Genomic DNA, 13,116 nt, shown 5'->3' with positions numbered 1-13,116 from the left:
CCCGTCCCCCAGAAGTCCCTCCGTGTCCGGTGAGCCCCCTTCCACGAAGCGCGCCTCCTGGCGGCGCTGGCTGACCTGGGGCGTGATCCTCGCCGTGCTCGGCGGGGGGGCGTTCTGGTTCATGCGGCCCCAGCCGAAGGATCCCTCGGCCGGCCTGGAGCTGGCGGACGTGCAGCGCCGCACCGTCGAGGCGCGCGTGACGGCCACGGGCACCCTGTCCGCCCTGGTCACGGTGCAGGTGGGCAGCCAGGTGTCCGGCCGCATCCAGGAGATCCTCGTCGACTACAACTCGCCGGTGAAGAAGGGGCAGGTGATCGCGCGCATCGATCCCCAGCTGCTCCAGGCGGCGCTGGAGCGGGCCAAGGCGAACCTGCTGTCGGCGCGCGCCAACGTGCAGCGCGCGCGGGTGGAGGCGGAGAACGCGCGGCGGCAGGCCGAGCGCGCCAAGACGCTCCGGGCCCAGCAGTTCATCGCCCAGCAGGACCTGGACACCGCGGAGGCCACGGCCCAGGCGGCCCAGGCCCAGGTGACGTCGGCCGAGGCCTCGCTCGCCCAGGCCCAGGCGGCGCTCAACGAGGCCGAGGTGAACGTGCGCTACACCACCATCGTGTCGCCCACGGACGGCATCGTCATCTCGCGCAGCGTGGACGTGGGCCAGACGGTGGCCGCCTCGCTGCAGACGCCCACGCTGTTCACCATCGCCGAGGACCTGGCGAAGATGCAGGTGGACACCAGCGTCTCCGAGTCCGACGTGGGCCGGCTCAAGGACGGCATGCCCACCACGTTCACGGTGGATGCCTGGCCGGGGCAGAACTTCGAGGGCGTCATCCGGCAGATCCGCAACGCCGCCCAGACGGTGCAGAACGTCGTCACCTACGACGCCGTCATCGACGTGAAGAACCCGGACATGAAGCTCAAGCCCGGCATGACGGCCAACGTCAACATCACCACCGCGCGCGCCGAGAACGCGCTCACCGTGCCCAACGCGGCCTTGCGCTACCGGCCGCCCGCGCCGCCGCCCTCCGCGGCGCCCGGCGCCAAGGAGGGCCGTCCGGGCCGCCCGAGCGCGGCGCCGTCCACGCCGCCCCCGCCCGGGAGCAAGACGGTCTACGTGCTGCGGGACGGGCGCCCCACCCCCGTGCCCGTGAAGGCCGGGGTGACGGACGGCTCGTACACGGAGGTGGAGGGCGAGCTGAACGAGGGCGACCGGGTCATCACCGGGCAGTCCGCGGGCGCCCCGGGTGCGGCGGGCGCGCAGGGTGGCGGGCAGCGGCCGGGCGGGGGTGGCATGGGCGGCGGCATGGGCGGCGGCCGCGGTCGCGGCCCGTTCTAGGCGGGAGACTCGGACATGACGGGCAACCAGGAACGCGAGGAGCTCATCGCGCTGCGCGGCGTGAGCAAGGTCTACCGCACGGGGGACGTGGAGGTGAAGGCGCTGCGCCACGTGGACTTCACCGTGGCGTCCGGGGACTTCGTGGCCATCATGGGCTCGAGCGGCTCGGGCAAGTCCACGTTGATGAACATCCTCGGGTGCCTGGACCGGCCCACCGCGGGCGAGTACCTGCTGGACGGCCAGGACGTGGCGCGCTTCGACCGGGACGCCCTGGCGCGGGTGCGCAACCGGACGCTGGGCTTCGTCTTCCAGAGCTTCAACCTGCTGGCGCGCACGAGCGCCCTGGAGAACGTGGAGCTGCCCCTGCTCTACGCCGGCGTGCCCGCGCGCGAGCGGCATGCCCGGGCCCAGGAGGCGCTCGAGCGCGTGGGCCTGGGCGCGCGCCTCGACCACCACCCGCGCCAGCTGTCCGGCGGCCAGCAGCAGCGCGTGGCCATCGCCCGGGCGCTGGTGAGCCGTCCGCGCGTCATCCTCGCCGACGAGCCCACGGGCAACCTGGACTCGCGCACGAGCGTGGAGGTGATGGCGCTCTTCCAGGCGCTGCGCCACGAGGGCATCACCCTGGTGCTGGTGACACACGAGCCGGACATCGCCGGGTACGCCGGGCGGGTGGTGGTGGTGAAGGACGGACTCATCCTGTCCGACAAACGGCAGACGCCCATGACGGCGCGCGTGCCCCTGGAGGAGGCCGTCCCATGAACATCCTGGAAACGCTCATGCTGGCGGTGCGCTCGCTCTTGCGCAGCAAGATGCGCTCGTTTCTCACCGCGCTGGGCATCATCATCGGCGTGGGCGCCGTCATCGCCATGGTGGCCATTGGCGACGGGGCGCGCGCCAACGTGCAGAAGGTGTTCGACTCCATGGGCACCAACCTGCTCATCCTCCTGCCCGGCTCCACCAACTCCGGCGGCGCGCGGGGCGGCTTCGGCACCCAGCCCTCCATCACCTGGGACGACCTGGAGGCCATCCGCACGCAACTGCCGAGCGTGCGGGCCGCCGCGCCCGAGATGCGCACCAGCGCCCAGGTGTTCAGCGAGGACCAGAACTGGACCACGAGCGTCACCGGCACCACGCCCGACTTCTTCGGCGTGCGCATGTACAGCATCGATCAGGGCCGGCTGCTCAACGAGGCGGACGTGGAGTCGGGCGCCAAGGTGGCCGTCGTGGGCCAGACGGTGGTGGAGAAGCTCTACGGCTCGGGCTTCAACCCGGTGGGCCAGGTCATCCGCATCAAGAAGATGCCCTTCACCATCGTGGGCATGACGGCGCGCAAGGGGCAGTCCCCCATGGGCCAGGACTACGACGACAGCATCTTCGTGCCCGCCACGTCCTTCCAGCGCCAGCTCCAGTCGCAGAGCCTGGGCAAGTTCATCACCGGCATGATCTACGTGCAGGCGGACGCCACCTCCGGCACCGCCCGGGCCCAGCAGGAGCTGACCACGCTCCTGCGCGAGCGCCACCGCATCGCGGACGACGGGCAGAACGACTTCGACATCCGCGACCTGTCGGAGCTCGCCAACAACCGGCAGCAGAGCACCGAGACGCTCAGCCTGCTGCTCGCGTCCATCGCCGCCGTGTCCCTGGTGGTGGGCGGCATCGGCATCATGAACATCATGCTGGTGAGCGTCACCGAGCGCACCCGGGAGATCGGCGTGCGCGTGGCCGTGGGCGCCCGCCCCCGGGACATCCTCCTGCAGTTCCTCATCGAGGCCCTCACGCTGTCCCTGCTCGGCGGACTCATTGGCGCGGGCGTGGGCATGGGCGTGGCGAACGTGCTCGCCCAGCAGTTCCAGTGGCCCCTCCTGGTCCGGCCCGACGTCATCCTCGTGGCGCTTGGCTTCAGCGCCCTGATTGGCGTGGGGTTCGGCCTCTACCCGGCCCGCAAGGCGAGCCGACTCGATCCCATCGACGCCCTGAGGTACGAGTGATGCGCGCTTCCCTTCCCCTCGCCCTGCTGCTGCTCGCCGCCGCGCCCGCGAGCGCCCAGACGCCCGCCGCTCCGGCCCCGGCCCCCACTCCGGCAGCGGCTCCGGCCGCCCCGGCCCCCGTGCGCGTGCTCACGCTGCGCGAGGCGCTCCAGAACGCCCAGGAGCGCCAGCCGCAGTTGCGCCAGGCCCAGGCGAGCACCGCCGCGGCCAACGCCCGCGTGGACCAGGGCTTCTCCTCGCTCCTGCCGCAGGTGAGCGCCAACGCGGCCTACCAGCGCTCGTTCTCCAGCGGCACGACGTTCGGCACCACGGACCCCACCTCCGGCATCATCCGCCGCGAGGGCTTCAACGTGGGCCTGTCCGCCAACCAGCTCATCTGGGACTTCGGCCGCACCACGGGCCGCTGGCGCGTGTCCCAGCAGACCGCCGCGGCGCAGAAGGACACCGAGACCCAGACGCTCGGCAACGTGCTCGCCAACGTGCAGACGGCCTACTTCAACGCCCTGGCGCAGCAGGTGCTCGTGAAGGTGGCCGAGGAGACGCTGCAGAACCAGCAGACGCACCTGGACCAGGTGCGCGCCCAGGTGCAGGTGGGCACCCGCGCGGAGATCGATCTGCTCCAGCAGCAGACGCTGGTGGCCAACGCCAAGGTGCAGCTCATCCAGGCCCAGGGCAACGCCGCCGCCACGCGCGCCGCGCTCAACCAGGCCATGGGCGTGGAGGGCGGCACCGACTACGCCGTGCAGGACGAGGTCGTGGACCTGGTGCAGGGCGAGCAGCGGCCCCCCGAGGAGCTCGTGGACGTGGCGCTCCAGAACCGGCCGGACCTGTCCGCGGCGGCGCACCAGCTCGCCGCCCAGGAGCAGCAGTTGTCCGTGACGCGCTCGAACTTCTTTCCGAGCTTCAACGTCTCCGTCGCCGCGACCGAGTCCGGCCCCAACCCCGCCAACCTGCAATGGGGCGTGACGGGCCAGCTGGGGCTGAACTGGTCGCTCTTCCAGGGCGGCCTCACGCTCGCGCAGATGCGCGAGCAGCGCGCCAACATCCGCAACGTCCAGGCCCAGCGAGACGCGTTGCGCCAGCAGGTGCGACTGGAAGTGGAACGCGCGCAGGTGTTGGTGACCACCTCGCGCGAGAGCGTGTCCGCGGCGGACGAGGCGCTGAGGAACGCCGAGGAGCGGCTGCGCCTGGCGGAGGGCCGCTACCGCGCGGGCGTGGGCAACATCATCGAGCTGGCCGACGCGCAGCTGTCCGCCACCAATGCCGCGGTGCAGCGCGTCCAGGCCGCCTACAACCTGGCCACCGCGCGCACGGAATTGGCGCGCGCGCTCGGGCAGACGCCCCTGGGCAACGGGACGTGAGTGCTAGGGTGGAGGCTTCCCCTTCCACCCGGAGCACCCCATGCCCTTCCCCCGTCACGCGGCCCTGGCCGCGGGCCTCACCACCGCCCTCCTCGCCGCGCCCGCGCTCGCCACGAACTACACGCTGTGGATCCACGGCAAGAATGGCGGGGGCACCCAGGGCGGCAACTACGCCGACTTCTCCAACTGGGGGCCGAGCACCGCCGAGGCGGGCGTGAACAAGAAGGCCGTCAACTGGAACGGCTCGCAGAAGATCTCCGTGGAGAACTACCGGGTGCGCGACGCGCTCGACTGCTTCTGCACGGGTGAGAACTGGTGCTACGTCGCCGTGCACAGCGCGGGCGACCTGCAGATGGGCTACACGCTGTCGCTGCACGGCGGCTCCACGCGCAACAAGAAGGACGCCAAGCCCAACGCGAGCGGCGTGTGTGGCGACGCGGGCGGCACCCAGACGGGCTGGAACATCAAGTGGGTGAACGTGGCGTCGGGCGCGGCGGGCGGCAGCGAGCTCGCGGACAAGGGCGAATGGGCGGTGAAGGATCCCATCGTGAGCGACCTGGTCACCACCACGGCGCGCGCCATGTACAACCACAACACCACGCGCTCGGTGTGGTTCTACAACTTCGCCGCGTCCAAGGGGACGTTCTACTCGGGCATCCTCCCGGGCCAGGACGACGAGGCCGTGGCGTACCACTCCACCGGCGGCGTCTCGGGCTCCGCGGGCGCCTCCTTGTGCAACCCGGGGGACTGGTTCTGTGGCGGCACGCTCAACACCGGCACCACCGCGTGCAGCAGCGGCCAGGCCAAGTGGTCCTTCCACTCGGTGAGCTTCCGCGATGACGCCGAGGCCTTTGGCCACTCGGGCAACGGCAAGTGGGAGGGCATCCCCGGCCGGGTCCGCGAGGACGTGGTCAAGCGCGCCTACTGAGCGCCGGCCGCATCGGGCGCCGCCGACCCGGGTCGTGGTAAGACGAGGCCTCGCACCGAGCAGGTCCATCGAGGACACACGACGTGACGGACTCCCCCACCGCCCCAGGCCCCACCGACCCTTCCACGACCCCCATCTGGAAGGTCGCCGCCGCGAGCTTCATCGGCACGGCGGTCGAGTGGTACGACTTCTTCCTGTACGGCACGGCGGCGGCGCTCGTCTTCAACCGCCTGTTCTTCCCCTCGTTCAACCCGCTGATGGGCACGCTCGCCGCGTTCGGCACGTTCGCGGTGGGCTTCGTCGCGCGGCCGCTCGGCGGCATCATCTTCGGCCACTTCGGCGACAAGCTCGGCCGCAAGTCCATGCTCAGCGCCACGTTGATGATCATGGGCGTGGCGACGTTCGCCATCGGGCTGTTGCCCACGTACGCGAGCGCGGGTGTGCTGGCGCCCATCCTGCTGGTGGTGCTGCGCATCTTCCAGGGCTTCGGCCTGGGGGGGGAGTGGGGCGGCGCGGTGCTCATGGCGGTGGAGAGCGCGCCCGCCCACCGCCGGGGCTTCTACGGGAGCTGGCCGCAGATGGGCGCGCCCGCGGGCCTGCTCGTCGCCAACGCGGTGTTCTCCATCTTCTCCGGGCTGCCCGAGGACCAGTTCATCTCCTGGGGCTGGCGCGTGCCCTTCCTCTTCAGCGCGGTGCTCATCGGCATTGGCGTCTTCATCCGCCTGGGTGTCGCCGAGTCGCCCGCGTTCCGCGCCGCGCATCAGCACAAGCCCGCGGAGAAGAGCACGCCGCCGGTGCTCGAGGTGCTGCGCACCTACCCCCGGCAGATCCTCCTGGCCATGGGGGCGCGCTTCGCGGAGAACGGCTTCTTCTACATCGTCACCACGTTCGTGCTCGCCTACGGCACGAGCATCGGCCTGGAGCGCGCGGCCATGCTCAAGGCGGTGCTGGTGGCCACGTGCGTGCACCTGGTGGCCATTCCCGCCTTCGGGGCGCTCTCGGACGTGGTGGGCCGGCGGCCCGTGTACATCGGCGGCGCGGTGGGCTGCGCGCTGCTCGCCTTCCCCTTCTTCTGGCTCATCGACACGAAGCAGACGGGCGCCGTGTGGCTGGCCATCTCCCTGGGCATCATCGCCCACGGGGCCATGTACGGGCCCCAGGCCAGCTTCTTCTCCGAGCTGTTCGGCACCCGGGTGCGCTACAGCGGCGCCTCGCTCGGCTACCAGCTCGCGTCGGTGTTCGCCGGCGGCCTGTCCCCGCTCGTCGCCACGGGGCTGTTGCAGGCCACGGACAACGCGCCCTGGTCGGTGTCGCTCTACATGGTGGGCCTGGCGCTCGTCACCATCGTGTCCGTGTACCTGTCCGCCGAGACGTTCCGCGAGGGCATCGGCACCGATGTTCCCGGCGGGGCGCCCGGCGGGGCTCCCGGCGCGGACGCCTCCGGGAGCGAGTCCAGGCGCGAGGTGGCCTAGCGCCTCAGCGCGCCGTCCAGCCGCAGTCCATCATCTGGGCGGCGCCGGTGATGCCGCCCGCCGCGTCCGAGCACAGGAAGGTGGCGTAGGCGGCCACCTCCGAGGGCTCCAGCAGGCGCTTGATGGCCGCGGGCGCGAGCATGATGCGCTCGACGACGTCCGCCTCCGTCATGTTGTGCACGCGCGCCTGGTCGGCGATCTGCTTCTCCACGAGCGGGGTGCGCACGTAGCTGGGGCACAAGGCGTTGACCGTGACGCCCTTGTCCGCGGCCTCCAGCGCCACCGTCTTGGTCAGGCCCATGAGGCCGTGCTTGGCGGAGACGTAGGCGGACTTGTACGGCGAGGCCACCACGCCGTGCAGCGAGGAGATGTTGAGGATGCGGCCCCACTTGCGCGCGTACATGTGCGGCAGGGCGTACTTGGTGAGCAGGAAGGGCCCCACGAGCATGATGCGGATGAGCTGCTCCCACTTGTCCTCGGGGAAGTCCTCCACCGGGGACACGTGCTGCAGGCCCGCGTTGTTCACCAGGATGTCCAGCCGGCCCCACTCCTGCTCGGCCCGCGCCACCAGGGCGCGGCAGTCCTCACGCGAGGACACGTCCGCGCGCTGCGCGATGGCCCCGGGGATGCGCTCGGCCACCGCCCGCGCGCCCTTCTCGTCCAGGTCCGACACCAGCACCCGCACGCCCTGGGCACCCAATCCCTCGGCCACCGCCTGACCGATTCCACTCGCCGCGCCCGTCACCAGCGCGCACTTCCCGTTCATCGTTCCCATGGTGTTTTCCTGACGGTCCTTTCTAGAGAATCATCCGCAAGGTGAGGAAGGCGGACACGTCGCGCTCCTCGGCCTCGGGCTTGTCCTGGATCTGCCGGCTGAAGGTGGCCACGCGCGCGCCCAGGGCGATCTGATCGAACATCCACCAGGTGGCGCCCACGTTCACGTAGGTGGTGGTGGTGGCCAGCCGCGGCTCGCTCTGGGGCGCGCTGCCCGTGGCCGGCACGAAGGAGGGCGTCTCGTCCGCCACCCGCGCCACGTGCACGCCCACGCCCGAGCGGCCGTGGAGGAAGACGTCCAGGCCGCCGGACACGGTGAGCGCCTCGAAGGGCGTCTCCAGGAGCGTGTTGGCGTAGCCCGTGGCGGAGTTGAGCACCTCGTTGCGCACGCGCGCCACGTTCACGAAGGGCGTCACCTCGAAGGGCAGCGCGGGGATGAGCCCCTTGAGCTTGAGCTTGAAGTTGCCCCGGAGGTTGTAGCCGTTGAGGGGCGGATCCTGCTGGGAGTTGGTCTGGTAGTTGATGCGGAAGACCTGCGCCATCGCCTTGGCCTCGAAGGCGGCGTGCTCGTAGGAGAGCGAGGGCGCGACGACGCGGAAGTGCAGGTCGTCATCCGGCTGGCCGTTGCGGAAGGTGCCCAGGGGCCGCTCCCAGAAGCGGCTGTTGCCGCCGAAGGCACCGCCCACCATGAACGAGGCCGAGGTGCTCAGGGGGTTGGCCTCGGTGAAGCTCAGGCCCGCGGTGAAGCCCCAGCGCGAGTAGCGCACCTGCGCGCCCTGGCCCCGGCTGAAGCCGCTGTAGAGCAGCGGATCGCGCGTGTACTTGTCCGCGAGCAGCAGGTCGCCCATGTGCGCGGAGAAGAAGTCCACGCTGGCGGGGTCCAGCACGATGCCCACCTCCACCGTGGCGCCCCAGCGCTGCAGGCGCAGCATCTGATCGCGCACGGACAGCGAGGCGGTGCCCTCCCAGATGCCCGAGCCGTGGCTGCGCAGGTTGCGCTCGAACTCGCTGTGGAAGGTGACGTAGGGGCCCAGGCGGCCCTGGGCGCCGAAGCGCGAGAGGGCCACGGTGGTGAGGCGGCCCTCCTTCTCCGGCAGGGGGTTGACCAGCAGGTGCTCGGACTGGAAGCCGCCGGCGATGGAGAGCACCGGGCTGATGAAGTACGTGTCGCTGCCCAGGGCGAACAACGGCCGGGTGGCGGGCGGCGGCGTGGCGAGCACGAGCGCGTCCGGATCCTGGCTCGAGGCGGCATCGGGCCGGGCGGGCTTCGGGGGCGCCGCGGGCGCGGCGGGGGGCTCGGTCGGGGCCACGGGCTCCTGCGCCCCCGTGGGGGCCGCGAGCAGCGCGGACGTCAGGGAGCAGACCACGGCCACGCGCGCCGCGGTGGGGAACAACGGAGTCATAGGGGGGAAGGCTCGCTTGTGCGGCCGCGCACGGAAGACGACCGCCGCCCGTGCGGCGGCCACGGCCACGGGCGGCGGGAGGAGACTCACGGAAGGGGAGCTGACTACTTCGCCGCCAGGAAGGCCAGCACCTGGTTGAGGCCCGCCGGCGAGCGCACCGAGCCGAAGTGGTTGGCGATGAAGCCCTTGTTGAAGTAGCCGCTCGTGTCGTAGTCGCCGAGCGTGGTGAGGGTGTTGTTCACGCACCCGGGCATCTCGATGCGCGAGGCGGACTCGGACACGTACAGGTCCTGGTAGTTGGAGCCCGAGTTGATGTCCGTCATGGTGAGCGTGAGGTACTTCACCGCGTTGCCCTCGCACTGGCCAGTGCGGCCGAAGGCGTAGTCGCCGTCCGCGCACGGCGTGGCGAACAGGTCGCGGGGGCCGTTGAGCGGCTTGTGGAAGTACGTCTGCTGGTAGTTGCCACGGCTGCCCATCTCACACACGATGGTGCCGCGCATGGTGAGGTTCGGGCCACACAGGGCGCTCGGCGGATCGTACGTGGACACGCCGTGGTTGGCGCCCGAGCCCAGGATGACGTGGCTCACGTGGGCGAAGGGGTTGACCGCGCCCGCCACGCCGTCCACGGACTCCACGTAGAGCCGGCGCAGGGCATCGCGCACCACCGTCACGCCCAGCGAGTGCCCCACGAGCGCCACCTTGCGGCCCGGGTTGTTCTGGATGACGGCCTTGACGAGCGACTCGAGGATGGGCGTGGACCAGCCGTGGTCGATGTTGCCCGCCACGTTCTCCGTGGTGTTGTTGGCCGTGGGGTCCACGCTGGCCACCAGGTCCGTGCGGAAGTCCACCGCCACCACCTCGTAGCGCGCGGCGATGAGCGCCTCGGCGAGCTGGGTGCGCGCCTGGGTGTCGGGGTTGAACTGGACGTTCTCGAAGGCGGAGTTGATGGCCGTGCCCGGCGTCAGGAGGAACTTCTCCCAGGAGTGCGGCCGGGTGGAGTTGCCGTGCACGAGGATGACGATGGGCAGCGCGCGGTCCGGGTTGCCCTGGGTGTACTGCTTGGCGGCGCAGGGGAAGCCCGGGATGTCCGCCACGTCCCCGTCGATGAAGCCCGTGGCCGCGTTGGGTCCGCCGAAGGCCTCCTGCCCCGTCCACTTGCCGTCGTTGTTGCCGTCCTTGTACGGCGTCTGGCCGGCGGTGTCGTTCGCGACGTTCTTCTTGTCGTAGTAGAGGTTCGCCGTGGAGCAGCCCGGATGGAGCGCGGGCTCCGGCTGACGGTAGCGGCCGTCGTACTGCTTGTAGGTCTTCGGCGTCTGCGCGCCCGTGAAGGTGGGCTCCTTCATCTCCGGCGCGTCCCGGAAGGACCAGTTGGCCACGTCCACGTTGGCCGCGCGCAGCTCGTCCGTCAGCGCGGCGATGCGCTCGCGGCAGCGCTCCACCGTCACCGGCGGGTTCTTGTCCGGCGTGGGGGTGCCACCACCGCCCGTCGAGGGCGAGCCGCAGGCGAGCAGGGCGCTGGCGACGAGGAGGGAGGACGTGAACGGACGCATGGACGGGCTCCTGGTGGAACGGGGGGGGAGGCGGCGGCGCGCCATCCTAGCGGGAGTTGAGGTCAGGTTCATGTTTGTATGATGGGAGGTTCATGTGGGTTCGCCCCCCGTCCGTGACATCGCGCGTCATCCTTCCCAGGAGCGTCTCGAATCCCAGTCATTGGTGCTAAGCCATGTCTCCCCTTTTCGTGGGAGGACACATGTCGAAGCGACGTTTCGCGGGTGTGACGGGTGCGAGTCTGGCGCTGGGTCTGCTCGGATGCGGAGGGCCTTCAGCGGTGGACGAGGCGTCCGAGCAGGTCGAGGCCTCCCGTACGGGGGAGGTGACGAGCGCCCTGACGCAGGTGACGGGCTTTGGCGGCAACCCGGGCAACCTGCGGATGTGGAAGCACGTGCCCGCCAACATGCCGGCCAACGCGCCGCTGGTGGTGGCCCTGCACGGCTGCACGCAGACGGCCAGTGGCTACACCAACGCCGGGTGGAACGAGCTGGCCGAGCAGCTCAAGTTCTACGTGCTCTACCCCGAGCAGCTGAGCGCCAACAACCAGAACACGTGCTTCAACTGGTTCGAGCCGGGAGACATCACGCGGGGCCAGGGCGAGGCGCTGTCCATCAAGCAGATGGTGGACAAGATGAAGGCGGACCACTCCATCGACGGCCGCCGCGTCTTCGTGACCGGCCTGTCCGCGGGCGCGGCGATGACGCACGTCATGGCCGCCACCTACCCGGACGTGTTCGCCGGCGGCGCGGTCATGGCGGGCATCCCCTACAAGTGCGCCACCACCATGACCCAGGGCTTCTCGTGCATGAGCCCGGGCTCGGACAAGACGCCCGCGGACTGGGCGAGCCTCGTGCGCGGCGCCTACTCGGGCTACAGCGGCCCCTACCCGAGGATGTCCTTCTGGCACGGCACGTCCGACTACACCGTGAAGAACAGCAACCAGAACGAGGGCATGGAGCAGTGGACCGCGGTGCACGGGCTCTCCCAGACGCCGAGCGTCAGCGAGACCGTGTCGGGCTACCCCCACAAGGTCTACAAGGACGGCGCGGGCAACGCCCTGGTGGAGACGTATGACCTGACGGGCATGGGCCATGGCACCGCCATCGATCCGTCCACGAAGTTCCCCGGCGGCTCCGCGGCGTGCGGTACCGCGGGCGCCTACGTGCTGGCCACGAAGATCTGCTCCACCTGGCACGTGGCGCGCTTCTTCGGGCTGGACAACTCGGACACCACCGCGCCGAGCGTGGCCCTCACCGCCCCTGGCTCGGGCACGAGCGTGAGCGGCACGGTGAAGCTCACCGCCTCGGCCTCGGACAACGTGGGTGTCGCCCAGGTGGAGTTCCTGGTGGACGGCGCGTCCGTGGGCATCGACACCGCGGCGCCCTACGAGGCCGCGTGGAACAGCGCCACGGCGGCCAACGGCGCGCACACGCTGCTGGCCCGGGCCACGGACACCGCGGGCAACACCACCCCCTCCAGCGCCGTGTCCGTCACCGTGACCGGCGGCGTCTCGGACACCACCGCCCCCAGCGTGGCCCTCACCTCCCCCGCCGCGGGCGCCACGCTCTCGGGCACCGTCTCCCTCACCGCCACCGCCACCGACAACCTCGGCGTGAGCCGGGTGGAGTTCCTCGTGGATGGGGCCGTGGTGGCCTCGGGCACGCCCACGGGCGGCGGCACCTACACCGCCAGCTGGAACACCACCACCGCCGCGACCGGCACCCACACCGTACGGGCCCGGGCCCTGGACGCGGCGGGCAACACCGGCCTGTCCACCCAGGTGAGCGTCACCGTGGACCAGACCTCCGCGCGCTTCCTCGAGACCTTCTCCCAGAGCGGCCCGGACAACACCGGCTGGAGCCTCACGGAGTGGGCCCTGGACTCGGGCGACCAGACGGGCACCTCGGGCAGCAAGTCCCTCACGGGCTCGGCCACGCCTTCCTTCAGCACCGTCACCCGCACCGCCAGCGTCAGCCTGAAGGTGCCCGCCAACGCGCGCCTCACCTACTGGCGCAAGCTGGACCTGTCCGGCGCCAACACCAGCGCCGCCGTGAGCTTCCAGGTGGTCGTCAACGACGGCTCGGACAAGGTGGTGGACAGCGTCTCCAAGACGCTGGGCAGCGTGAGCGAATCGGCCTGGACCCAGCGCGCCAACCTGGACCTGTCCGCCTACGCGAACAAGACCGTCACCTTGAAGTTCGTCGTCAGCGCCAAGGACCTGAGCTCCACCGTGAGCCGCGCCAAGGCCTGGGTGGACGGCATCACCGTGGGCCCCTAAAGCCCCTTGTCCCGGGGTCCAACCCCTC

10 protein-coding genes are annotated in these 13,116 nt (G+C 70.8%); 7 read left to right on the top strand and 3 right to left on the bottom strand.

Annotated elements, in window-relative coordinates:
* The first annotated feature begins 22 nt into the window (after positions 1–22).
* The 6 genes from I3V78_RS08645 (at position 23) to I3V78_RS08620 (ending at position 7,082) form a co-directional block, all read left to right on the top strand.
* Complete coding sequence (locus tag I3V78_RS08645) at positions 23–1,333, top strand: efflux RND transporter periplasmic adaptor subunit (RefSeq protein WP_338023501.1); 1,311 nt, start codon at positions 23–25, stop codon at positions 1,331–1,333.
* Between the two features lie 15 nt (positions 1,334–1,348).
* The gene (locus tag I3V78_RS08640) at positions 1,349–2,092 is read left to right on the top strand and encodes an ABC transporter ATP-binding protein (RefSeq protein WP_204485876.1); all 744 of its coding nucleotides are present in this window, start codon (positions 1,349–1,351) and stop codon (positions 2,090–2,092) included.
* A complete protein-coding gene (locus I3V78_RS08635; protein ID WP_204485874.1) occupies positions 2,089–3,321 on the top strand; it encodes an ABC transporter permease in 1,233 nt (410 codons plus the stop codon). Before I3V78_RS08640 ends, I3V78_RS08635 begins: the two co-directional genes overlap by 4 nt.
* Positions 3,321–4,682, top strand: a complete 1,362-nt coding sequence (locus tag I3V78_RS08630; protein ID WP_204485871.1) for a TolC family protein — start codon at positions 3,321–3,323, stop codon at positions 4,680–4,682. The genes I3V78_RS08635 and I3V78_RS08630 overlap by 1 nt, the downstream gene beginning before the upstream one ends.
* A 40-nt stretch (positions 4,683–4,722) precedes the next feature.
* Positions 4,723–5,610, top strand: a complete 888-nt coding sequence (locus I3V78_RS08625) for a hypothetical protein (RefSeq protein WP_204485869.1) — start codon at positions 4,723–4,725, stop codon at positions 5,608–5,610.
* Between the two features lie 83 nt (positions 5,611–5,693).
* On the top strand, positions 5,694–7,082 hold the full coding sequence (locus I3V78_RS08620) for an MFS transporter (protein WP_338023500.1): 1,389 nt from the start codon (positions 5,694–5,696) through the stop codon (positions 7,080–7,082).
* 4 nt (positions 7,083–7,086) lie between these two features.
* On the opposite strand, the gene I3V78_RS08615 is transcribed toward I3V78_RS08620, so the two are convergent.
* From I3V78_RS08615 to I3V78_RS08605, 3 genes are all read right to left on the bottom strand, one after another.
* Complete coding sequence (locus tag I3V78_RS08615; protein ID WP_204485867.1) at positions 7,087–7,857, bottom strand: 3-hydroxybutyrate dehydrogenase; 771 nt, start codon at positions 7,855–7,857, stop codon at positions 7,087–7,089.
* 22 nt (positions 7,858–7,879) lie between these two features.
* Positions 7,880–9,259 carry a hypothetical protein gene (locus I3V78_RS08610; RefSeq protein ID WP_204485865.1) on the bottom strand — a complete coding sequence of 460 codons (1,380 nt, stop codon included), beginning with the start codon at positions 9,257–9,259 and terminating at the stop codon, positions 7,880–7,882.
* Between the two features lie 104 nt (positions 9,260–9,363).
* Positions 9,364–10,809 (bottom strand): esterase/lipase family protein, encoded by a 1,446-nt coding sequence (locus I3V78_RS08605; protein ID WP_204485863.1) that lies wholly within the window; start codon positions 10,807–10,809, stop codon positions 9,364–9,366.
* 200 nt (positions 10,810–11,009) lie between these two features.
* Between I3V78_RS08605 and I3V78_RS08600 the strand changes: the two genes are divergently transcribed.
* Complete coding sequence (locus I3V78_RS08600) at positions 11,010–13,088, top strand: extracellular catalytic domain type 1 short-chain-length polyhydroxyalkanoate depolymerase (protein ID WP_204485861.1); 2,079 nt, start codon at positions 11,010–11,012, stop codon at positions 13,086–13,088.
* The last annotated feature ends 28 nt before the right edge of the window (positions 13,089–13,116 follow it).

The organism is Archangium primigenium (genome assembly GCF_016904885.1).
In the GTDB taxonomy this organism is placed as follows: Bacteria; Myxococcota; Myxococcia; order Myxococcales; family Myxococcaceae; genus Cystobacter; species Cystobacter primigenius.
Note: the sequence above shows the minus strand (reverse complement) of the source record. Positions and strands in the feature narration are given on the sequence as shown.